The sequence below is a fragment of the Nocardia sp. NPDC047648 genome, from assembly GCF_040642815.1.
GTDB classification, from domain to species: domain Bacteria; phylum Actinomycetota; class Actinomycetes; order Mycobacteriales; family Mycobacteriaceae; genus Nocardia; species Nocardia gamkensis.
On sequence record NZ_JBEYSX010000001.1, the window covers coordinates 91,477 to 117,545 of the forward strand.

General features: G+C 70.1%; 2 protein-coding genes. Both read right to left on the reverse strand.

Annotated elements, in window-relative coordinates:
* Positions 1-42: 42 nt before the first annotated feature.
* Positions 43-837 carry an FkbM family methyltransferase gene (locus ABZ803_RS00405; protein WP_357030745.1) on the reverse strand — a complete coding sequence of 265 codons (795 nt, stop codon included), beginning with the start codon at positions 835-837 and terminating at the stop codon, positions 43-45.
* A complete protein-coding gene (locus ABZ803_RS00410) occupies positions 831-25,295 on the reverse strand; it encodes a non-ribosomal peptide synthase/polyketide synthase (protein ID WP_357030748.1) in 24,465 nt (8,154 codons plus the stop codon). The genes ABZ803_RS00405 and ABZ803_RS00410 overlap by 7 nt, the downstream gene beginning before the upstream one ends.
* Positions 25,296-26,069: the final 774 nt, after the last annotated feature.

Here is a 26,069-nt window from a genome sequence, read left to right on the forward strand (position 1 = left end):
TCGATCGGTGACACTGCCGCGGCGCACCGGTCGGGGAACGCGTCAGACGGTCTCCGGCCGGATGGCGTAGATCTCGTGCAACTCCGTTCCGCGCAGGCTCGGGTCCTGCCGGGTTCGTGCGAACAGCCCGTGCCTGCCGAGCAATTCACAGCACCGCGCCAGGCGATCGTCCCGGTCGTGCACTTCCGCGACGACGGCGCGGATACGTCGCCAGTCCGCCTCCGCTATGCCGAGCAGCACGTCCAGCTCCGCTCGCTCGACGTCGATCTTCAGCAAGCCGACCTCCGCGTTCGGGCCGTGCTCGGCGAGTATCGCCGAGACGGTGGTGACCTCGACCTCCATGTGCTCACCGTCGTGCAGCCCCGCGGTGATGAGCGCGATCGCCTCGTCGTTCAGTCCGCTGTTGCGCAGGTAGATCTCGGTGGCTTCGTCGTCGGCTTGCCGGTCGGCGTAGAGACCGGAATTCGCCGAGGCCCGCGGGTACCAGGTGAACGGCGCAGTGCCGGGCGCCGCGGCGACCGCGACTTGCAGCGGCACGCCGTCCGGCACGTGCGCGGCCATATTGCGCTGCAGGCAGTCGAAGGTCGCCGGGGCGGGCTCCGCGGCGATCACCCGGACTCCGGGACAGGTGTCGGCGAACATCATCGCGCTCAGGCCGATGTTCGCCCCGATATCGAGTGCGATGTCCCCCGGTCGCAGGAGCACGGCGGCTAGCCGATAGAAACCGTCGGTCGACATCTCGCTCCACAACATCCGCGCCTCGGCCGGACTGGTGCAGGCCACCGTCCTGCCGTCCTCGAGCCGGAGTTGCTGGAGTTGGTCGAGAGTCTTCAGCATTCGTTCAAGAACCTTTCGAGGATCGGGCCGATGACGGCCAGTGCGTGCGAATGGGTCAATTCGAGATGTCGTGCGTCGACGACCGTGTTGCGCAGGTCGCCGGTGACGAACGGCCGCCACGTCCGCACGGCGGCGTCGTGGTCGGCGCGGTCCTTGCCTGCGGTGAAGAAGACCAGGTCGCCGTCGAAGACGTCCGGCCGGTACTGCTGGGCGATGGCGGTGGCGGTCTCGAAACTCTCCATCACCCGGTCGACCTGTTCTGCGGTGAACATCCCGGTGGCGGCCACCTGGGCGCGGATCACCGCCCAGGCCTGCTCATGGGTGTCCGCCGCGACGTCGGCGCCGAGATCGAACAGCTCACGCCAGCCGCCGAGCAGATCGGCCATCAACTCACCCGGCGCGGGCTCGTTCGCGGTGGCACTCATCGACGCGGCCAGCGCCTCGGAGTCGCCCACGGCGCTGTCCATCATGGCCAGCATGCCGACCTGCTGACCCGCGCGCTGGAGCCGGACCGCGACGGCGTGCGCGATCGCGCCGCCCAGCGACCACCCGAGCAGGTGATACGGTCCGCTCGGTTGCACTCGGCGTATCTCGGCCACATAGCGTTCCGCCAATTCGTCGACGGAGTTCGCACCTGGTTCGCCCGCTACGACATGCGGATCCTGCAAGCCGTAGACCGGCCGGTCCTTCTGCAGGTGTTCGACCACGCCGCCGTAGAACCAGGCCAGCCCGCCGGCGGGGTGTACCGCGAACACCGCGGGCTTCCGGCCGTGCGCGCGCAGCGGCAGCAACACTTGCAGCCCCGAGCCGCCTGCCGTGCCGTCGGCCCTGGCCGCCAGCGCTCGCGGCGTCGCGTCGTCGAACATCCACGGCAGCTGGATCGTCACGCCGCGGGTGCGCAATTCGGTCACCACCATCGTCGCCAGCAGCGAGTTACCGCCGAGATCGAAGAAACCGTCGGTGATCCCGACCCGCTGGACGCCCAGGACCTGCGCGTAGACCTCGCCGATCACTTTCTCGGTGTGCGTCCGGGGCGCCACGAACGCGGACGTCGAGTCCTCGAACTCGGGAGCGGGCAACGCCTTTCGATCGAGTTTGCCGTTGACCGTCAAGGGCAGCGCGGGCAACACCATGATCGCCGCGGGCACCATGTAGCCGGTCAGCACCCGAGCGGCGGTCTCGCGGACCTCGGCCGGATCGATCCGCACGCCGTCCACGCCCACGACGTAGCCGATCAGCTGGTCCACGCCGCGATCGTGCCGGTGCACCGTGACCGCGGCCTGGGTGACGAGCGGGTGGCGCAGCAGCGCCGATTCCACCTCGCCGAGTTCGATGCGGAAGCCGCGCAACTGCACCTGCGCGTCGGCCCGGCCCGCGTACACCAGTTCAAGGCCGCTGGCGGACTTCCGCCACCTCCCCACGTCCCCGGAACGGTAGAGCCGGGTGCCGTCCGGATCGAACGGGTTGGCCACGAATCGGCCCGCGGTCAGCGCCGCTGCTCTCAGATAACCTCGCGAGAGCTGGCCACCGGCCACGTAGATCTCGCCGGCGACGCCGATCGGCGCCGGACGCAGCCGGTCGTCGAGGACGTACACCCGCAGCCCGGGGAGCGCAGCGCCGATTCCGGCCGCGCTCGTCCGCGTGACCTCGCAGAACGTCACGTGCACGGTCGTCTCGGTGATGCCGTACATGTTGACCAGCCGCGGCGATCCCGGCGCATGCGCGGCGAACCAGTCCTCCAGCCGGGCGGCGTCCAGCGCCTCGCCACCGAAGACGACATACCGCAGAGCGAGATCCCCTGCGGGACAACCGGATTCGCGATATCGGCGCTCGGCCTCGGCGAATCCGTAGAACGCCGAGGGGGTCTGGCTCAGCACTGTCACGCCCTCCCGGGCCACCACCTCCACGAACGTCTCCGGCGACCTGGAGGTGTCGTAATCCACCACGACCACCTTGCCGCCGGACAGCAGCGCGCCCCAGATCTCCCACACCGCGAAATCGAAGGCGTAGGAATGGAACATCGTCCACACGTCGTCGGGCCCGAGGTCGAATCGCTCGGCCGCGTTGGTGAACAGGGTGACCGCTTCCCGATGGCTGACCGTCACGCCCTTCGGGCGGCCCGTCGATCCCGACGTGTAGATCACGTAGGCGACGTTGCCCGGCCGCGCACCCGATACCACCGCCGGATCGGAAGCGTCCGCGCAATCCTCGACGAGCAGTACCGGTGCGGCGCACTCCGGCACCGCCGCGGACATGCCCGCCGAAGTGAGCACCGCGGCCGGACGAGCGTCGTCGAGCACGAATCGCAGGCGCTCCGTCGGATACGCCACATCCAGCGGCAGATATCCCGCGCCGGCGCGCAGGACGCCGAGCAGGCCCACCACCAGGTCGACCGTGCGTGGCAAGGCCACGGCCACCAGCGATTCCGGACGCACTCCGTGCTCGATGAGCCGGGCGGCCACCGCGGCGGCACGCCGATCCAGCTCCGCGTAGGTCAGCTGCGACGCCCCGTCGGTCACGGCGATCGCGTCCGGTCGCGCGACGGCCTGGACGGTGAACAGCTCGGCGAGCGTCGTGTCCGCCACCGCGGCGCCGGCGCTACCGGCGGCGTCGAGCAGTTCGCGGCGCTGCGCCGGGCCCGCGAGGTCGATGTCCCCGACCGCGATCGCGGGATCAGCGGTCACCTCCTCCAGGATCCGCACGTAGGACTGCGCGAACCGGGTCATCGTCTCCTCGACGAACAGGTCGGTCGCGTAGGTCAGCCGTCCCCGCATGCCGTCCGGCTGCCCGTCGCCGCCGGGGCGTTCGGCCAGGTTCAGATTCAGGTCGGCCTGCGCCGGTTCGAATCCGTTCTCGACCGGTTCGACGGTGAGCCCGGGCAGCTTCAACGCCGCCTCGCTCAGGTTCTGGACATCGAGGGTCACCTGGTACAGCGGCAGGTGCGCGGTGGACCTGGGTGGATTGAGCGCCTCCACCACTTGCTCGAAGGGCACGTCGGCATGCGCGAACGCCGCCAGATCGGTGTCGCGGGTCGCCGCGAGCAGATCGGCGAACGACTGGTGCGGCGACACCCGCGACCGGAGCACGAGGGTGTTGACGAACATGCCGATCAGATCATCGAGTTCACGCTCCCCGCGTCCGGCCACCGGGGTGCCCACCGCGACGTCGCCGACCCCGGCCAGCCGCGACAGCAGGACGGTCAGCGCGGCGTGCATCACCATGAACACCGTCGCGTTCGCCGTGCGCGCCACCGCGCCGATGCGCTCCCGCAGCGAAGCGGGGATCTCGAAATCGACGGTCCGGCCGCGCATGGACGCAACCGGCGGGCGCGGCAGGTCGGTGGGCAACTCGAGCAGTTCGGGCAGCCCGCCGAGCGTGTCCTTCCAGAAGCGCAGCTGCTGGGACATGATCGAGCCGGGATCGTGCTCGTCACCGAGTACGTCGCGCTGCCACAGCGTGTAGTCCGCGTACTGGACCGCGAGGGCGGGCCAGATCGGTTCCGTCCCTTGCTTGCTCGCCTGGTAGGCCACCGCCACGTCCCGCGCGAGCGGCAGCATGGACTGCCCGTCGGCGCAGATGTGGTGCACGGCGATCACCAGGACGTGCTCGTGCTCGTGGTCGCCGAGCCGGAGCAATTCCATGCGCAGCGGCGGCGCCTGCGTCACGTCGAAGCTCGCCGAAACGGTGGCGAGCACGCGCTCCATCAGCCGCTCAGCCCCGACCGGGACGGCGGTCAGCCCGGCCGGGACCTCTCGGGCGGGGACCGCGACCTGGTGTGGCGTCCCGTCGGTGATGGGGAACTTGGTCCGCAGGGACTCGTGCCGCTCGATGACCAGCTCGCACGCACGGCGCAGCGCGTCGATGTCGAGTTCGCCCGTCAGCCGGATCACCAGCGGGATGTTGTACGCGCCGACGGAGGTGTCGAGCTGGTTGAGGAACCACATCCGCTGCTGTGCCAGCGACAACGGCACCAGCGCCGGGCGGGTGCGCGCCACCAGCGGCACCCGGACCGTCCGCTCGGAGTTGTCCAGACGGGCCGCGAGTTCGGCGACCGTCGGCGCTTCGAACAGGTCGCGAACGCCGACGCTCACTCCGAGCGCGGTCCCCAACTGGGCGGTCACCCGCGTCGCCGACAGCGAGTTGCCGCCGAGGTCGAAGAAGCTGTCGGTGGCTCCGACCCGGTCGGTGCCGAGGACGTTGCCGAAGACCTCCGCGACCTGCCGTTCGGTGTCGGTCCGCGGAGCGGTCCAGGTCCGCGCGGCCGAGAACTCCGGTGCGGGAAGCGCCAGGCGATCGAGCTTCCCGGTGCGGGTGAGCGGGAATTCGGCGAGCACCATGCACAGGTCGGGCACCATGTGCGCGGGCAGCCGCAGCCGAGCCGCGGCCCGGACATCGTCCGGATCCAGGTCCTCGGAGCCGACCAGGTAGCCGACGAGCCTGCCGACGCCGCGCTCGTCTTTGCGCAGCACGACCACCGCGTGTTCCACACCGGGCTGTCCGGCGAGAACGGCTTCGATCTCACCGAGCTCGATGCGTTGACCGCGGATCTTGACCTGGAAGTCGCCGCGGCCGAGGTATTCCACGGTGTGTTCCGGGGTCCAGCGAGCCAGGTCTCCGGTGCGGTACATGCGTGACCCCGGCGCGCCGAACGGATTCGCCACGAACGCACCCGATGTCGCCACCGGCCGGTTCACGTATCCGCGGGCCAGTTGCACTCCGGCGAGATACAGCTCGCCGACCACGCCGACCGGCACCGGTCGCAGCCACGCGTCCAGCACCACGGCCTCGACCCCGCGGATCGGGCCACCGATCGTGACGGTTTCGCCGGGAGACAGCGGAGCACTGATACCGGCCAGAATCGTCGTCTCGGTCGGACCGTATCCGTTCAGCAGTCGCCGTCCCGGCGACCACTGCGTGACGATCTCCGGTGTCACCGCCTCACCGCCCGCCATCAGCACGCGGAGGGAATCCAACCCCTTCGGGTCCATCGTCGACAGCACGCTCGGCGTCATGAACGAGTGCGAGACACTCTGCGCACGAATGAATTCCGCCAGTTCCGGGCCACCGAAGACGTCCGGCGGCGGCACCACGAGCACCGCGCCGCTGGCATGGGCCAGCAGCAGCTCGAGGACCACCACGTCGAAGCCGGGAGCGGACGCGTTCAGCACCCGCGACCGGGTGTCCACGCCGAAGCGATCACGTTGCACGGCGGCGAAATTGGCCAGTCCCTCGTGCGTGACGGCGACGCCCTTCGGCGTGCCGGTCGAGCCCGAGGTGTACAGCACGTAGGCCGTGTCGCGATGATGCGGCTTGCGCACCCTGTCCCGGTCCGTCACCGCGGCCGAGGACCGTGCCTCGATCGCCTTCCGGGTTTCGGGATCGTCGAGCACCAGCCGCCGGACCGGGTCGGGTACCAGCTCTCGCGACGCGCCCGCCGTGAGCGCGACCCGCACCTGCGAGTCGGCGACCATGTGCCCGACGCGTTCTGCCGGATTCCGAGGATCCACCGGCAGGAACGCGGCGCCGGTCTTGGCCACCGCCCACATGCCGACCACGAGATCCACCGACCGCGCCATCGCCAACGCCACCTGGTCGCCCGGCCCGACACCCCAGTCGATCAGCTCGCGCGCGACACGGTTCGACCAGCCGTCCAGCTCGGCGTAGGACATCGTGCACTCGTTCGATACCACCGCCGCCGCTTGCGGATCCACCGCCGCACCGGCGGTCAGCAACTCCGCCAGCACCCGGGGCGATTCGGCGCGGCCGCCGCTGGCCGGCACCAGATCACGGCGCTCGGCCGCGGACAACAGGTCGAGCCCGTCCAGCCGCGCCCGCGGATCGCTCGTGACGGCGCGCAGCACGGTCTCCAAGCGGGCGGCCAGCCCCGCGGCCGTCCGGTCGTCCACGCGTGCCCGCTGGTAGCGGATCATGACGTGCAGCCGGTCGGTCTGGTGGGCCTGCACGGTGATCGGGTAGTGCGCGGCATCGCTGCCGTCCGCCGCGACCACCCGCATGCCGTCGATGTCCGCGTCGCCCAGGCCGCTGCTGTCGACCGGGTACGACTCGAAGACGACCAGGGTGTCGAACAACTGGGCAGCGCCTGCGGCCGACAGGATCCGGGACAGCTCGACGTCGTGATGATCGAGCAGGCGGGTGTTGTCGGCCTGCAACCGACGCAACGCGTCCTCGATGGTCGAAGCCCGCGGGACGTGCACGGGCACCGGAATCGTATTGATGAACAAGCCGATCATCGATTCCACGCCGGGCAGGTCGGCGGGGCGTCCGGAGACCGTGCCGCCGAACACCACGCGCTCGACGCCGAGCAGGTTGCCCAGGACCACCGCCCAGGCGAACTGCACGATCGTCGCCATGGTCACCGCCCTGGTCCGGGCGAATTCCACCAGTTCGGTGGTGGCGGCCTGATCCAGGACCACCGCCAGGTCGACCGGGATGCCGACCGTCGTGTGCGTGCGCGCATCGGCGACCACCGTGGGTTCGGTGAATTCGACGAGGGCTTCGCGCCACGCCTCGATACCGGCGGACGGTTCGCGCCGATCCAGCCATTCCAGATAACCGCGGTACGACGCCGCGGCGGGCAGCAGTTCGGCGCGCGCGCTCACCGCGTACAGGCCGATCAGCTCGCGCCACAGCAACGGCAACGACCAGCCGTCCAGCAGCAGGTGGTGTGCCGTCAGCACGAGCCGGAAGTCCTGCGGCGCCACGGCGATGAGCAGGAACCGCAGCAGCGGCGGATCGGCGGGATCGAACGGGACCGCCCGCTCGGCCTCGATCAGTTCCTCCGGTGTCGTCGTGCCGTCGCGCAGATCGACCCGTCGCCAGCGCACCACCGCGGCCGCCGGAATCACCTGCGCCGGAATGCCGTCGGCCGTTCGGACGAAGGCGGCGCGCAGGTTGGGATGACGCTCCAGCAAGGCCGCCGCGGACCGCTCGAGCCGAGCCTCATCGATCACGCCGGCGAGGGCGAGTGTCGATTGCGCCGTGTAGACGTCGAGATCACCGGCGGCGAGTTCGGCGTGGAACAGCAGGCCCGCCTGCAGCGGAGCCAGCGACCAGACATCGCCGAGGGACCCGTAGCGCCCGGCGAACGTGTCCAGGTCCGCCTGCGTGACCGCGACGAGCGGAACGTCGGCGGGTGAGAAGCCCCAGTCCTCGTCGTCGCGGGCCGCCATGGCGATCCCGGTCACCGCGTCGGCCCAGGCGTCGACGAGTTCGGCCACGTCGGCGTGCTCGAGCAACCGGGACGCGTAGCCGACATGCGCCGACAGTCGCGGTCCCGCCTCGGTGTCCACGATGTTCACGTCGATCGTGACCGCCGCCGCCGCGGGCATGTCCGGATCGAAGGCGCGCCGCCGGTCGAACGGCTCGTCGGTGGGAATCCACGCGAGGTCCGACAGCGTCGTCAGATCGACGCCGACCCGGCCGAGGTTGTTGAAGCTGATCTGCGGCTCCGGCAGTGCCGCGAGCCGATCGGACGTACCCGCGTGCAGGTAGCGCAGCAGACCGTAACCGATTCCCTTGTCCGGGATTCGGCGCAACTGCTCTTTCACGGACTTCACCGCGGCACGCGGATCGTCCGGTTCGACACCGCTCAGGTCGAGCGCCACCGGGTAGGTATTGGTGAACCACCCCACCGTGCGGGACACGTCCGCGCCCTCGGCGATCTGCTCCGCGCGGCCGTGCCCTTCCAGCAGGACCTTCACACCCGCGTGCGTGATACCGCGCCGGTGCCGCCAGCGTGTGGTCGCCATCGCCAGACCGGCCAGCAACGCGTCGTCGACGCTGCCGTGCGCGGCCCTCGGCACCGCGTCGAGCAACGCCGCGGTGACCTCCACCGGGAGGGACACCGTCAGATGCCGCACGGTCGAGTGGGTGTCGCGGGCGGGGTCGAGCACCGCGCTGCCGAGCAGCGGATCGGGGGCAGCGCCCATCCGGTGCCACAGTTCGAACTCCTCGGCGCGGGTCGCTGCGACGTCGGCCAGGGCGTGCGCCCACCGGCGCATGGAGGTGCCCTGTGCGGGCAATTCCACCGCGCGTCCCCGCGTGACCTGCTGCCAGGCGGTCGCGAAGTCGGGAATCAGGATCCGCCACGACACACCGTCGACCGCCAGGTGATGGACGACGACGAGGGCGCGCGCTTCGGCGTCCACACCGGGTTCGGGCAGCAGGCACACCACCTGCACCATCCGGCCCGCGGCCGGATCGAGACGGTCGGACGCCTCGCCCAGCGCCGCTTCCACCAACGCGGTGAAACCTTCGCTGCCCGGCGTCTCCTCGGCGCGGAAGGTGCGCGTGAACACCGCGCTCGCGGCGTCCGCGGCGCTGCGCGGCGGCACCTCCAGGCATTGTTCGCGCAGCCGGGCGCGCAGCATGTCGTGCTGTTCGAGCACTGCCCGCACCGTCGCGGTCACGTCGTCGACTCGCGCGTCGCGCGGCAAGCGCACCAGCATCGACTGAGCGAACCGCGGGGCGGCGCCGAGACGCTCGGTGAACCAGGAGACCACCGGGGTGAACGGGACCTCGCCCACGCCGCCGCCCGGCAACTCCGCGAGCGAGACCCGTTCGGCGGCCGCGGCGACCCGCGCCAGCCCCCGGACGGTCTTGTGCTCGAAGATGTCGCGCGCCGTCACGATGACACCCGCCGACTTCAACCGCGAAGCCAGCTGGATGGACAGGATGGAATCGCCGCCGAGGGTGAAGAACGAGGTGGTGACGCCGACCGACTCGATCCCGAGAACGTCCGCGAACGCGGCCGCGACGATGCGCTCCACCTCCGTCGACGCCTCTGCCGCGTCGTCCACGGCGGCTCGGAAAACCGGTTCCGGCAGAGCTTTCCGATCCACCTTGCCCGTCGAGGTGATCGGCATGCGGTCGAGCACGGTGACCACCGACGGCACCATGTGCGCGGGCAGTACCGAAGCGACGTGGTCGAGCACGGCGTCCGGGTCGACGGCCGTTGCGGCCTCGGTCACGATGTACGCGGCCAGCAGCGGCTGCCCGCTCGGTCCGGTACGGCTGACCGTGACCGCCGCGGCCACCTCGGGATGTGTGAGCAGCGCGGCGTCGATCTCGCCGAGTTCGATGCGCTGGCCACGGATCTTGATCTGGAAATCGCTGCGGCCGACGTACTCCAGGGTGCACTGCGCGGTCCAGCGGACGATATCGCCGGTGCGGTACATCCGCGCACCCGGCCCGCCGTAGGGGTTCGCGACGAACGCACCGGCCGTCACCGCACGCCGCCCGAGGTAGCCGCGCGCCAGCTGCGCCCCCGAAAGGTACAGCTCCCCCGCGACCCCGACCGGCACCGGGCGCAAGCGCGCGTCCAGCACCAGTGCCTCCGCGCCCCGGATCGGGCCGCCGATCGCGATCGGATCGCCGGGCCGCACCGGATCGCTCATCGTGATCACGATCGTGGTCTCGGTGGGGCCGTAGATGTTGTGCAACCGCCGTCCCGGTGCCCAGGTGGCGATCAGCTCCGCGGGCACCATCTCCCCGCCGACCGCGAGCATCCGCACCGACTCGAGACCGGCGGGCGACATGGTCGCCAGCACACTCGGCGTCAGGAAGGCGTGCGTCACCCGATGCGTGCGGATCAACTCGGCCAGGTCCGGGCCGCCGAACACCTCCGGCGGCGAGACGACCAACGTCGCGCACGCGGCGTGCGCCATCAACGCTTCCAGCAGCACCGCGTCGAAGGCGGGCGCCGCTACTTGCAGAACGCGGGAGGACCCGTCGACCCGATAGCGATCACGCTGCTCGGCCGCGAAGTTCGCCAACCCCGCGTGCGTGACCATCACACCCTTGGGCGTTCCCGTCGAACCGGATGTGTAGATCAGGTAGGCGGCATCCTCGATCCGCAGAGCACGTCCGCGGTCCACGTCGGTCACCGGCCGGTCGGATTGTGCCGCGATCTCGTCGGCCGTGCGGGAATCGTCGAGCGTCGACCAGCGCACGCCGTCCGGCAGCGACGCGCGCGCGGACGCGAGCGTGATGCCGATGGCGACACCGGAATCATCGACCATGTGCGCGATCCGCTCGACGGGGTAGCGCAGATCCACCGGAACGAAAGTGGCGCCGGTCTTCGCGATCGCCCACATGGCGACGTGATAGTCGACCGATCGCGGCACCGCCAGCGCCACGAACACGCCCGGTCCCGCGCCTCGGCCGATCAGATGGCGGGCGAGCCGGTTGGCCCTGCGGTCGAGTTCGGCGTAGGTGAGGGTTCCGGTGTCCCCGATCAGGGCCACCGCCGACGGAGCCGTGGCAACGGCCGTGGCCAGCAGGTCCGGCAGCGAGCAAGGCCGTGTGCCGTCGCCGCCACGCGCAGGTACCAGGCGTTCGGTGTCGGCGGCGCCAAGCAGACCTATGCGCCCGATCGGCCGCGCCGGCTCGGAAGTGACCGCCTCGAGGACCCGGACGAACCGCTCGGCCAGCGAATGCGCTGTCGACTCGACGAAAAGATCAGTGGCGTAGATGATCTCACCGTCGATCCCGGCGGGCCGATCGCCCTCGCGGCGTTCGGTCACCAGCACGGTGAGGTCGGCCTTGGCCTGCGCGATACCGGGGTCGAGCACCTCGACCCCGATGCCGGGCAGCTCGAACCGGGCCGCCCGGGTGTTCTGCAACCCGAACATCACTTGGAACAGCGGCGAATACGCCGTGGAACGCGGACGGCCGATGACGTCGACCAGCCGTTCGTAGGGCAGGTCGGCGTGGGCGAGCGCTTCCAGGTCCACGTCGCGCACCTCGGCGAGCAGTTCCCGGAACGACCGGTCGTCATCGATCCGCGTGCGCAGCACGACCGTGTTGACGAACATGCCGACCAGATCGTCGAGTTCCGGCCTGCCGCGACCGGCGACCGGGGTGCCGACCGAGATGTCGTCGCTGTGCGCGGTGCGCGCCAGCAGGATCGCCAGCGCCGCGTGCAGGACGACGAACACGGTGACGCCCTCGCGGTGGGCCAGCCGCACGATCTCGTCGTGCAGCCGCGCCGGCATCTCGAACCGGATGTTGCCGCCCGTGGTGGAGATGGTGGCCGGGCGCGGCCGGTCCGTCGGCAGGGCCAGCAGCTCCGGGGAACCGTCGAGAGCGTCGGTCCAGTAACCGATCTGCCGCGCGATCAGCGACGACGGGTCGTCCTCCGAACCGAGCGACTCCTGCTGCCACATCGCGTAGTCGGCGTACTGCACCTCCAGCGGTTCCCACCGCGGCGCGTGGCCGCTCACCCGCGCCCGGTAGGCGGCGAACACGTCGCGGGCCAGCGGAGCCATCGACGCGCCGTCGGCCGCGATGTGATGGACCACGACCACCAGCACGTGCGCGTCGGGCGCGCTGCGATACAGCCGCGCCCGCACGGGCGCCGACTCCGTGATGTCGAATCCCGCTTCGACGTCTTCCCGGATGCGGTCGGCCAGTTCGGTCTCGCCGTCGACCGGCTCCGGTGCGAACGTCACGTCCGCGCCGATCGCCGCGACATCCCGCACGACCTGGCAGGGTTCGCCGTCCACGAGCGGATACACCGTCCGCAGCGGCTCGTGCCTGGTCACCACGTCGAGGAACGCCGCCCGCAGCGCATCGGTGTCCAGCGAGCCGGTCAGCCGGGCCGCGAAGCAGATGTTGTAGGCCGCCGAGGCGGTGTCGAACTGGTTGAGGAACCAGATCCGCCGTTGCGCCGCCGCCAACGGGACCGCGCCGAGACGTTGCCGCGCCGTCAGCGGAACCACGGTGGACCGGGTCCGCGTCGAAATCCGTTCGGCCAGAGCGGCGATCGTCGGCGCGTCGAACACATCCCGGATGCCGACGTCGACACCGACGGCTGCCTGGGCCCGCGCCGCGAGCTGGGCGGCCGAGAGCGAGTTCACGCCGATCTCGAAGAGGTTCGCCGTCACGCTCACCCGGTCCGCGCCGGTGAGTTCGGCGACCAGGCGCGCCAGCACCGCCTCGGCGTCGGTGCGCGGCGAGACGAACGTTGCGCCGTCGTCGAACACCGGCCGGGGCAGCGCCGACCGGTCGAGCTTGCCGTTGGCGGTGAGCGGCATCGCCTCCAGCACCTGCACACCGTCCGGCACCAAGTAGGACGGCAGTGTGCGGGTCAGCTGTTCGCGGATCGCGCGGCCGTCGATCACCGCGCCGGGAACCGAGGTCACGTATCCGACGATGCGTTCGGTGGTCACGATCGCCACCGCGCGCGCCACCTGCGGAATCGCGCGCAGCGCGGCTTCGATGTCACCGGGCTCCACCCGCTGACCGCGCACCTTCACCTGGAAGTCGCTGCGGCCCAGATACTCCAACTCGCCGCTCTTGCGCCAGCGAACCAGGTCACCCGTTCGGTACAGCCGCTCCCCCGCCGCACCGAACGGGTTCGCGACGAACGCGGCGCAGGTGAGTCCGGCGCGCGCGTGGTAGCCGCGCGCCAACTGGACGCCCGCGACGTACAGCTCACCGACCACGCCGACAGGCACCGGCCGCAACCGCGAATCCAGGACGTAGACCTTCATGCCCGCGGCAGGCGCTCCGATCGGCACCGTCGCGGCGGTCGTCGCCCGCGGCGCGCACCGCTGGGCGGTGACCACCTCCGCCTCCGCGGGCCCGTACCAGTTCACCACCTCCGCCCGCGTGAAGACGTGCGCCGCGGCGTCGACCGTGCGTTGTGCCAGCGCCTCACCCGCGACGAACACCTGCCGGATCGAGGGCAGTTCGGCGACGCCCGCGGATTCGAGCAGGACATCGAGCATCGACGGCACGAAGTGAACGGTGGTGATCTCGTGCCGCGCGATGACGTCCGCCAGGTACGCGGGGTCGCGATGTCCGTCCGGTTCGGCGACGACGATGTGCGCACCGGTCTGCAACGGCCAGAACAGCTCCCACACGGCGATGTCGAACGTGATCGGCGTCTTGTACAGCACGGCGTCGGAGGTTCCGTGCGGCCACTGCCGCTGCGCCCACGCCAACTGGCTCACGGTGGCGGCATGGGTCAGGGCCACGCCCTTGGGGACACCGGTGGACCCGGAGGTGAACAGCACGTAGGCCAGATGGTTCGGCCGCAGCGGTGTGCGCCGCTGCGCGTCGGTGATGCGGTCGCCGGACAGATCGGTCACGTCGAGCCGGTCGATCGGCGCGTACTCGAAACCCTCCGGCAGGTCGCCGCCATCGGCCGCGGTCGTCAGCACCAGCAGCGGACGGGCCGCGCCCAGCACGTGCGCGATCCGTGCGCTCGGGTGATCCGGGTCGATGGGCAGGAACGCCGCGCCGGCCTTCACCACCGCGTAGACAGCCGTGACGAGTTCGGCCGACCGGCGAATGGCCACCGCCACGATCGTTTCCGGCCCGGCGCCGCGTGCGATGAGCCATCGGGCCAGCTGGTTGACCCGTGCGTCGAACTCCCGGTAGGTCGAGGTACTACCGTCCGGAAGTCGCAGCGCCGTGTTGTCCGGGGTGCGCGCGACCTGTTCGTCGAAGACATCGACGAGCGTACGGCCGGGTGCGGCGGAGCCTCCGGTGTCGTTCCACCGTTCCAGCACCCGGGACCGCTCCGCCTCGTCGAGCAACCCGATCTCGCCGACGGTGGCCTCGGCGTCTCGAGCCGCGGCGTCGAGCACTCCGACGAATCGGTCGGCGAAGCGCCGCACCGTGTCCTCGTCGAAGAGGTCGGTGGCGTAGGTCAGGCGCAGCGTCATGCCGGTCGGCTCGTTGTGCGTGCCGTGGCTTTCGCTCACCATCAGCAGCAGGTCGTAGATCGCCGCGCTGTCACCCGGGTCCACGTTCTCCACGATCAGCCCCGGCAGCTCGACGCGAGCCCGCGCCATGTTCTGGTAGGCCAGCAGCACCTGGAACAGCGGCGTGTGCGCGGTCGAGCGCACCGGGTTCAGCGCGTCCACCAGTTGCTCGAACGGCACGGTGGCGTGGTCGAACGCCTCGATGTCGGTGCGCCGTACCTGGTCCAGCAGGCTCGCGAAGGTCTGGTCGAGCGTAATCGGCGTCCGCATCACCAAGGTGTTGACGAACATTCCGACCATGCCGTCCAGCGACCGGTCGCCGCGTCCCGCGTGCGGCACGCCGACGGTGACGTCGTCGCTGCCCGACAGCCGCGACAGCAGCACCGCCAGGGCCGCGTGCACCACCATGAACGTGGTGGCCCCCGACCGCCGCGCCAGCGCTTCCACCCGGCCTTGCAGTTCCCCGGGGATGGGCACCTGGAGCACCGCGCCGCGCTGGGACTGTTCGAGCGGCCTCGGCCGGTCGGTGGGCAACTCGAGCAGATCGGGCACACCCGCGAGTTGTGCTCGCCAGTAGGCGATGTCGCGGGCCACGTACGAGTCCGGGTCCTCCGCCGAGCCGAGGACCGCACGCTGCCACAGGGCGTAGTCGGCGAATTGCACGGGCAGCGGCGCCCAGTCCGGCGCGGCACCACCGGAGCGCGCTCGATACGCCGTCACCAGGTCGGCGGCCAGCGGAGCCACCGAGAAGCCGTCGCAGGCGATGTGGTGGGCGGCCAGCGCCAGCGTCCACGCCTGGTCGGACAACTGGTACAGCGCCACGCGCAGTGGCACGCCCGCGGCGACGTCGAATCCGGTGCCGCAGAACTCGGCCAGCCGGTGCGGCAGTTCCCGCTCGCCCACCGCCTGCGGGGTGAGGTCGCACGTCGCCAGCACGTCCTCGGCGTTCAGCACGACCTGGGTGGGCGTACCGTCGACCGCCGGGTACATGGTGCGCAGGCTCTCGTGCCGCTCGACGACATCGCCGACAGCGGCCGTCAAGGCCGCCGGATCGAGCTCTCCCTCCAATCGAATCGCCAGCGGCACAATGTATCCGGGGGCCGCCGGATCGAACTGGTTGAGGAACCACATCCGGGTCTGCGCGTGCGACAGCGGGATACGGTCCGGCCGCGGGGCCGCGGTCGGCGCCGGAAGACTCGGGACCGCGCGCAACCGAGCGATCCGCTCGGCCAGACCGGCCACGGTCGGGGACTCGAAGATCGCGCGCACCGGAATGGTCACGTCCACGACGTCGCCGATCCGGCTCAGCGCGCGCGTCGCGACCAGCGAGTTGCCGCCCAGCTCGAAGAAATTGTCGTCCGCGCCGATCTCGGGCCGGTCGAACAGTTCCGCGAAGACCGCGGCGATCGCCTGTTCCACCAGGCCCCGGGGCGCACGGAACTCGGACTCCTGGACACCAGGGTCCGGCTCGGGCAATGCCCGGTAGTCCACCTTGCCGTTGGCGTTGAGCGGAATCGAGTCGATCCGGGTCACCGACGACGGCACCATGTAGGCGGGCAGCCGATCCAGCAGGAAGCCACGGACCTGCCGTACGTCGAGCGCCGCGTCCGCGACCACGTAGACGACCAGCCGCTGCTCGCCGCCGTCGGCGCGTACCTGTGCGACCGCCGCGTGCACCTGCTCGTGCGCGATCAGCGCGGCTTCGATGTCGCCGAGTTCGATGCGCAGGCCGCGCACCTTCACCTGGGTGTCGGCGCGGCCGACGTAGCGCAGGTCGCCGGCCTCGGCCCAGCGAACGAGGTCGCCGGTGCGGTAGAGGCGCGCGCCGTCCGCGCCGCCGAAGGGATCGGCGACGAACGTCGCCGCGGTCGGGCCCGGACGGTCGTGGTAGCCGCGAGCCAGCTGGACACCGCCCAGATACAGCTCACCGGTGACGCCCACCGGCACCGGATGCAACCGCGAATCCAGCACGTGCACGGTCACATTCGCCTCGGGCACGCCGATCGGTACGGCCACGCCCTCGACCGTGTCGATCCGATGCGCGGTGACGCTGACCGCCGCCTCCGTCGGGCCGTACAGGTTGTCGATGCGGGCATCGCTGAATTCCCGGAAACGGCGAACCGTTTCGGCCGGGAGCGCCTCCCCGATGCACAACACACGCCGCAGGGCCGGGAACTGCCGCGGGGCGGCCACCTCGAGGAACGCCGAGAGCAACGACGGCACGAAATCCACCGTGGTCACCCCGAACTCGGCCAGCAGCCGGGCAACCTCACGCGGATCGCTCTGCGCGTCGGGACCGGCGACGACCAGCGCCGCGCCACAGGTCGGCGCGCAGAACAGCTCCCACACCGACAGGTCGAACGTCACGGGCGTGCGCAGCAGCATGACGTCGTCGCCGCCGAGGCGGTAGTGCTCGCGCATCCAGCGCAACTGGTTCACCACCGCCGCGTGCGGGACGGCCACGCCCTTGGGCACACCCGTCGAACCGGAGGTGTAGATGACGTAGGCCAGATCCTCCGGGCGCAGCGGCCGCGTCCGGTCGGCATCGGTCAGCGCCGATCCGTCCGAGTGCTCGGCCTCGAGGTCGCCGAGCGCCCAGACCGGCACGCCGGTGGGCAGACTCGCCCGGTCGTCCGGACGGGTGAGCACCGCGATCGGCCGCGCGGCGGAGAGGACGGCACGCACCCGGTCGGCCGGGTGGTCCGGATCCAGCGGCAAGTAGGCCGCCCCCGCCGCGTGGATGGCGTACAGCGTGGCCAGCAGATCCACCGAGCGGCGCATCGCCACCGCCACCACGGTCTCCGGGCCTGCCCCGCGCCGGATCAGCGCCCGGGCCAGGGAATTCACCCGCACGCCGAATTGCCGGTAGTCCAGCCGCGCCCCGCTCACGGCGTCGATCACCGCCGGGTGTTCCGGAGTCAGGGCGACCTGCACGGCGAACAAGTCCGCGACCGTCACCGCCGGAGCCCGCGTGGCCGCACCGCTCGACCGCTGCGCGATCCGCAGCGCCTCCTGCTCGGTCAGCAGATCGATGTCGCCGATGGCGCGAGTGGGATCGAGGACGATCGCGCGCAGCAGCAGCAGGTAGCGGTCGAACATCGCCGCGACCGTCGCCTCGTCGAAAAGATCTGTCGCATAGCCGAATTCGACTGCCATATCGCCCGGTTCGCCATCCGGCTCCAAGGCGTCGACCAGATTCAGGTGCAGGTCGTACTTCGCCACGCTCGGATCGGCCATCTGCGCCGAGACCGTCAGGCCCTCGAACCGCACCGTGGGGATCTCGATGTTCTGGAACGAGAAGCCCACCTGGGTCAGCGGCGCGTGTGCCGTGGAGCGCGGCGGATTGAGCACCTCGACCAGGCGCTCGAACGGGATGTCGGCGTTCTCGAACGCTGCGAGGTCGGTGGCCCTGACCTGATCCAGGATCCGGACGAAGGACGCGCCGGGCGCGATGTAGGTCCGCAACACCAGCGTGTTGACGAACATGCCGACCAGGCCGTCCAACCCCGGCTCGCCACGACCGGCGATCGGTGTGCCGACCGCGATGTCCCCGGTGCCGGACAGCCGCGCCAGCAACGCCGCGTAGGCCGCGTGCATCACCATGAAGACCGTCGCGTCGTGACGGCGGGCCAAGGCGACCACCGCACGATGCAGATCCGCGGGCAGCACGGCCGAGACCGTCGCGCCGCGGAACGACTGCTTCGCCGGCCGCGGACGGTCGGTCGGCAGATCCAGCACCTCGGGCAGGTCGGCGAGGGCCGCGAGCCAGTAGCGCGTCTGGGCGACGGTCGGGCTGTGCGGATCGTCCTCGTTGCCCAGCATCTTCCGTTGCCACAGCGCGTAATCGGCGTACTGCACCGGCAACGGCGCCCACTGCGGCGCCCGGCGCCCGACCCGGGCCCGGTAGGCGGTCATCAGGTCCGCGGCCAGCGGCGCGAGCGAGGACCCGTCGAAGCTGATGTGATGGACGACGAGCACCAAGGCATGGTCGCCGGGTGCGCTGCGCAGCAACGCGACCCGGAACGGAACCTCGGTGGTGACGTCGAAGCCCACCGTGACCTCGGCTGCCACGCGCGCCTCGACCTCACCGGCCGCGACCGGCACCGGTGTCAGCGGCGGCAGCGCCGTTTCCACCGGGACGATCACCTGATGCGGCCCGCTGTCGCTGTCCGGGTAGACGGTGCGCAGCGCCTCGTGCCGTTCCAGCACGTCCGCGACGGCCGCGTGCATCGCGGCCACGTCGAGGTCACCCGACATCCGCACGACCAGCGGAATGTTGTAGACCGGCGAACTCGTGTCGAACTGGTTGAGGAACCACATGCGGGCCTGAGCGGGCGACAGCGGGATCCGCTCCGGGCGCTCCTGCGGCACGAGCGGCACCCGGGTCGCGGTGTCGGCACTGCGCAGGCGCTCGGCCAGCGCACCGATGGTCGGCGTCTCGAAGATGGCGCGCAGCGGCACCTCGACCCCGAACGCGCCGCTGAGCTGCGCCGCCGCGCGGGTGGCCGACAGCGAGTTGCCGCCGAGATCGAAGAAGCTGTCGAGCACGCCGACGCGGTCGATGCCCAGCACGCCCGCGCAGATGTCGGCGACGATCTGCTCGGTCGCGTTGCGCGGCGCGACGAACTCCACGGCGGGGGCGAATTCCGGTTCCGGCAGTGCGGCGCGATCGACCTTGCCCACCGACGACAGCGGCAGGGTGTCGAGCACCATGACCGTGTCCGGGACCATGTGCGACGGCAGGCGTTGTGCCGCGTACTTCGTCAGCTCTGCGGTCTCGACGGCGCCGCACGCGGGCACGACGTACGCCGCCAACCGTGATCCGCTCTCGGCCTGCACGCCCACCACGACGGCCGCCGCGACGCTCGGATGTCCGGCGAGGATGGCTTCGATCTCGCCGAGTTCGATGCGCTGGCCGCGGATCTTCACCTGGAAGTCGGTGCGCCCCAGGTATTCCAGAGTGTGATCGGTGGTCCAGCGCGCCAGGTCGCCGGTGCCGTACATGCGGGTGCCCGCGGGCCCGTACGGGTTGGCCACGAACGTGGCGGCCGTGGACGCGGGCCGGTTGAGATACCCGCGCGACAACTGCACGCCCGAGACGTACAGCTGACCGGTCACCCCGACCGGGACGGGCCGCAGCCGTTCGTCCAGCACCACCGCGTCGACGCCGCGGATCGGGCCACCGATGGTGACCGGGTCGCCGACGCACAGCGGATCACTGATCGCGACCATGATGGTGGTCTCGGTGGGCCCGTACCCGTTGTGCAGCCGCCGCCCCGGCGCCCATACCGCGACCGTCTCGGCCGACACTGCTTCCCCGCCGGCCACCAGCACCTGCAGCGAATCGAGACCGGCGGGCGACATCGTCGCCAGCACGCTGGGCGTCACGAACGCGTGCGAGACCTCTTGGGCACGAATCAATTCCGCCAGCTGCGCCCCGGCGAACACCTCCGGCGGCGACACGACGAGCAGCGCGCCGTTCGCGTGCGCCATCAGCAGCTCCAGCATCACCGCGTCGAAGCCGGGCGCGGCCACCTGCAACACGCGCGACCTGCGATCGACGCGATAGCGCTCACGCTGCTCGATCGCGAAATTCGCCAGGCCCTCGTGCGTGACCGCCACGCCCTTCGGCTTGCCGGTCGAGCCCGAGGTGTACACCACGTAGGCCGCGTCGGCGATCCGGCAGGCGCGCACGCGATCGGCGTCGGTCACCGGGGCCGGGGACTGCGTCGCGACGAACGCCTCGGTGCCCGGATGGTCGAGGATCAATTGCCGCACATGACCGGGAAGCAGGGTGCTCGAGGCCTCGACGGTGAGGGCGACCTCCACATTCGAGTCCGCGACCATGTGCGCCACCCGCTCGCCCGGGTAACGCGGGTCCACCGGGACGAACGCGGCACCGGCACGCGCCACCGCCCACACACCGACCACGAACTCCACCGACCGCCCCATCGCCAGCGCGACCTGGTCTCCCGGCCCGACGCCCCAGTCGATCAGTACTCGCGCGAGACGATTCGACCACTCGTCCAGCTCCCCGTAGGAGAGCACCCGAGCACCCGCCACCACGGCCGGCGCGGTGCGATCACCGACCAGCAGCACATCCGCAAGCACCCGGGGCTTCTCGGCGCGACCACCGGAGGCCGGGACCAATCCCAGCCGCTCGACACCGGACAACAGATCCACTTCGCCGACCCGGGCCCGGGGATTCGACACGAACGCGTCGAGCATCCGGTTCAGCCGCTCGGCGAGTTCTTCGACGGTCTCCCGGTCGAACAGGTCCGTGGCGTAGTTGATGCGCAGCGCGACATCGCCACCCGCCGCGGTGTTCTCGGCGACGGTGACGATGATGTCGACTTTCGCCGGTTCGGCGCCGGGATCCAGCAGCTCGACGGTGAGCTCGGACAGCTCCAGGCTCGCCCGGTCCATGTTCTCGAACGCCAGATACACCTGGCACAGCGGCGCGTACGCCATCGACCGCTTCGGATGCAGTTCGTCCACGACACGCTCGTAGGGCAGGTCGCTGTTGGCGAAGGCATCGACGTCGATGTCCTTGACCCGCGCCAGGAACTCGGTGAACGACTCCTCGAAGGACACCTCGGTGCGCAGCGGCACGGTGTTGACGAACATGCCGATGAGCGGCTCGAGCGCACGCTCGCCGCGGCCGGCGACCGGCGTGCCGATGGTGATGTCCGCCGAACCCGCCATCCGCGCCAGCAGCACGGCCAGCGCGGCGTGAACCACCATGAACGTCGTGACGTTGGCCGCGCGGGCCAGCCGCTCGATTCCGGCGAAGGTCTCGGCGGGGATCACCGTATCCGCGACGTCGCCGCGCATGGATTGGCGCGCCGGGCGCGGACGGTCGGCGGGCAGCTCCAGGACCGGCGGCATGCCCGCCAATCGCTGCGACCAATACCGCAGCTGGTGGGCGGCTCGCGACTCCGGATCGTCCGGGTCGCCGAGCAGGCTGTGATGCCAGACGCTGTAGTCGGCGTATTGGACGCTCAAGGGTTCCCAGTCCGGCTTCTTCCCCTGCACCCTCGCCTCGTAGGCGACGGCGACATCGACCGCGAGCGGCCGCAGCGAGGATCCGTCACAGCAGATGTGGTGCAGGACCACGGCCAGGACATGTCGCGAGCGATCGGTCGTGGCCAGCAGCGCCACCCGGATCGGGGCGCGTTCGCGCAGATCGGTTCCGACCGAGGCCAGCTCGCGGATCCGCTGCTCGATGTCGTCCGGATCGGTCGGCCGCGGGGTCAGGTCGAGACCGGCGACGACCTCTTCGGCGGGCAGCACGACCTGGATCCCCTCGCCGTTCACGGCGGGGTAGACGGTGCGCAGCGATTCGTGCCGATCGATCACGTCGGTCAGCGCCGCTTGCAGCGCCGCGGTGTCGAGACGTCCGGTCAGTTGCACGATCAGCGGGATGTTGTAGGCGGCCGAGGCCGGGTCGGTCTGATTGACCAGCCACATCCTGTTCTGCGCCGGCGCCAGCGGGATGGGCTCGGGCCTGGCTGCCGCGCGCAGCACGGGCCTGCCGGAGCGGCTACCGTCCTCGAGGTGCGCGGCGAGTTCGGCGACGGTCTGCTTGACGAACAGATCGCGGACCGACACGTCGCACCGGGTCACCTCCGCGATGCGCACGGCCGCGCTGGTCGCGGTGATCGAGTTGCCGCCGAGTTCGAAGAAGCTGTCGAACACGCCCACCCGGTCGGTGCCGAGAACCTCCGCGAAGACGTCCGCGATCGACTCCTCGACCACCGTGCGCGGCGCGACGTACGCGGCGGCCGAATCGAAGACCGGCTCGGGCAGCGCCCGGTAGTCCACCTTGCCGTTCACGGTCAGTGGCACCGCGTCGAGCACGACGACGCTCGACGGCACCATGTATTCCGGCAGCATCCCGGCGACGTGCGTGCGCAGGGCGTCCGGATCGCAGCTCGCGCCGACCGCGGGTACGACGTAGCCGACCAGCCGGGCGGCCTCGGTGCCCGCCAGATGCACGACGACGACCGCCGTGGCGACGCTGTCATGGCCCAGCAGCGCGTTGCGGATCTCGTCCAGCTCGATCCGGAACCCGCGCAACTGCACCTGCTGGTCGGCGCGGCCGCGGTATTCCAGCTCGCCCTTGTGATTCCAGCGCGCCACGTCACCGCTGCGGTAGAGGCGCTCTCCCGGCAGCCCGAACGGATTCGCGACGAAACGTGCCGCGCTCAGCGCCGGTCGCCGGAGGTAGCCGCGAGCGAGTTGTGCGCCCGCGACGTAGATTTCGCCCCAGGCGCCGAGCGGGCACGGACGCAAGCGCTCGTCCAGGACATATGTGCGCAATCCCGGCAACGCCGGGCCGACCGTGCTCGGTGCGCCCGGAACGGCGATGTCCGGTGTGAGGTCGGTGTAGGTGACGAAGACGGTGGTCTCGGTGATTCCGTAGCTGTTGGCCAGGATCGGCAGATTCGGGTTGTGCTCGTACCAGTCGGCCAGCGCGGCCGGATCGAGAGCTTCACCCGAGAGGACGACCAGCCGCAGCGACAACTCGCCGTCGGGCTCCCCGGCGTGCGCGTAGCGCTGTCGGGCGGCCGCGAATTGGTAGAACGCCGAGGGTGTCTGGCTGAAGACCGTGACCCGTTCGCGCGCCGCCAGACGCACCATGTCGTCCGGCGATCGGGAGGTGAGGCTGTCCACGACGACGATCCGGCCGCCGGTGATCAGCGCACCGAAGATCTCCCAGACCGAGTAGTCGAAGGCGAAGGAGTGGAACAACGTCCAGACATCGTCGGACCGGATGCCGATCTCGGCGCACGAGTTCACCAGATAGGTGGACACGGCGCGGTGGGTGATGGAAACGCCCTTCGGCCGGCCGGTCGATCCGGACGTGTAGATGACGTAGGCGAGGTGGTCGGGGCGCAGCAAGCCGGTCCGATCCGCATCGCTGATCGGGTCCGCGGCCTGCTCCGCGGCGAGGAGGTCGTCGAACAGTACGACGCGGCCGGGATCGCCCGGTACCTGTTCGCGCATGCTTCGCTTCGTCACCACCGCGATCGGGTTCGCGTCGCCCAGTACGTATTCGAGCCGTTCGGCCGGATGGGCGGTGTCCAGCGGAAGGTACCCGGCGCCCGATTTGAGCACCCCGAGCACGGCGACGATCAGATCCGCGTCCCGTGGCATCGCGATGGCCACCAACGATTCCGGCCCCGCGCCGAGCGCGATGAGCCCGCGGGCGAACCGATCGGATCGTTCGTCGAGTTCGCGGTAGGTGAGCGAGGTGGCGTCCGAGGTCACCGCCACCGCGGAGGGCGTGGCCGCCGCCTGTTCGGTCAGCAGTTCCACCAGTGTGGCGGAGGGAGATTCGCCGTCGTGGCCTGCGAGTTCCTCGACGATGCGCAGTTCCTCGGCGGGTCCGACGAGCTGGAGGTCACCGATGCGGGTGTCCAGGGGCGAGTCCATCATCCGGTGCAGGAAATCGAGGAACCGGTCGGCGTGCGACTCGAGTTCGTCCTGCCCGTAGAGGTTCGGATTGCCGTGCAGCTCGATCAGCAACGGGGCGTCCGCGCCCGAGCGGTACAGGTTGAGCTGGAGGTCGTCGAGCGCGCCGGAGGTCAGTGCGCGGTAGCGGCCGACGGCCGAGCCGAGCCGGATCTCGGAGTCGAAGAACAGGATGTTCACGATGGGGCCGAACGAATTCGCGGCGGAGTCGATCGCGGCCGAGTCGCGGCGCAGGTCCTCGAACCGGTACAGCTGGTGGCGCATCGCCGAGACGATCTCCGACACCGAGGCGCGGACCAGTTCCTCCACGGTGGTCGAGTGGTGCACGGCGAAACGAATCGGCACCATGTTCGCCAGCATCGCGGCGGCGTTGCGCAGGCGCTTGGTCACACGGGCGGTCACCGGCAGCGACAGCGCGACGTCCTCGGTGCCGGTCATCCGGGCGAGGAAGGCGGCGAACGCGGCGATCACCACCTGCGCGGCCGAGGCGTTCACCTCGTCGGCGAAACGGTCGAGCCGGTCGGACAGGTGCGCGGGCAGCTGCAAGCCGGCCACGCGGTCGACCTTGCCGAAACGGGCCGTGCGGCCGGACAGGCTGACCGGCGTGGGCAGGTCGGAAACCTTGTTCAGCCAGAATGTCTTGTCCGCCTCGTAGCGCGAACTGGCGCGATAGGCACGCTCCGCTTCGACGATGTCGCGCAGGCTCGCCGCGTCCAGCCGCGTCGGAGGCCTGCCCTCCAGCAACGCGTTGTAGTGCTCGGCCATCCGGGTCAGGCTGTTGAAGGCGCCGTACCCGTCGATCACCAGATGGTGCGCGCGGCCGTACCAGAAGTAGTGGTCCGCACCGACCCGGATGAGCCTCGTCTCGGTGAGCCGGTCGCGGCCGAGGTCGACTGCCTTGGTGTTGTAGTCGCGGCGCATCCATTCCATCGCCGCCGCGACCGGATCCTCCGCATCGCTGAAGTCCAGCACCGGTGCGTCGTAGATGATGCTGCGGTCGACGAATTGATACGGCCGACCGTCGGATTCGACCACGCGCACCACGAGGGACTCGGTTTCGTGCCCGCCGTCGTTCACCGCCCGCGTGAACACGTCGTGGTCCACCGGGCCCTTGATCTCGACGCAGTGTGCGATGTTGACAGCCGGTCCACCGGGCATATGGTCCGCGAGCCACATACCGTACTGCGCACTCGAGAGCGGAATCAGCCCCTGATCGCCGTCGGCGGTTCCGTCTGACTTCAGATTCATCGCATGACCCCTTATTCATACCCGGACGCGCGAAGGCACGACGGAAGGACGTCGGCCCACCGCATCCGAAATCTGGCTTTGTATGCACTTCGTCTACTTCGAAGCGGCGCCACCCCTGCTCTGCGCCGCGCCGTTCAGGTTTCGCGGGTAGCTCGATCCGCCGGTGTCCGGCACTGAATCGGACATCTACGGCGACTTCCACACCTCCCGTTTGTCGGCATTTCAGTCGTCTCAAAATCTGAAAACAGAACTTTTTAATCCACCGTGAAGCATCGACACTCTGGCGGGACAAGCTATCTGACAGCAGCTCGGGTCAGTCTAGTGGTATCAAACCTCCCAGCTCCGCACGGAGGCCGGGCGTTTCGAATCTCGTTTCGAGCAATGCGGCGATGACACCGCCCGCGCGGCGGAGCAGCCGCGCGCCCGTATCGCTCGCGGAAGTGCCTGGTGCAAGAGGGTGGATCCAGACAGAACCACCCGCGATCGGGCATCGTACATGCCGGGCAGGGGCCGGAATCAAGTCGGGAGGGCCCTCGTGATCCACCGGGTGGACAGCGTCCGCCGACAGCCGATCCGCCAGCTCGACCGATTGCCCCACAAGGGAATGTACATCCCAATAGCAATATGTTGGCAATCGCCCGTCCCGTACTACCTCCGCGCCTTTACTACATTCCTATCCGGGGTGCACATTTCCGAATACTCATCAATGCAACTCGACTCGAATGACATCTCCGAATACAAATTCCCAGCACATAGTTCCGCCTGGAATCAGGT

What these genes read in the sequence shown, in the direction of transcription:
- ABZ803_RS00405 (WP_357030745.1), bottom strand. Translation starts at nt 837, where the DNA reads ATGCTGAAGACTCTCGACCAACTCCAGCAACTCCGGCTCGAGGACGGC.
- ABZ803_RS00410 (WP_357030748.1), bottom strand. Translation starts at nt 25,295, where the DNA reads ATGAATCTGAAGTCAGACGGAACCGCCGACGGCGATCAGGGGCTGATT.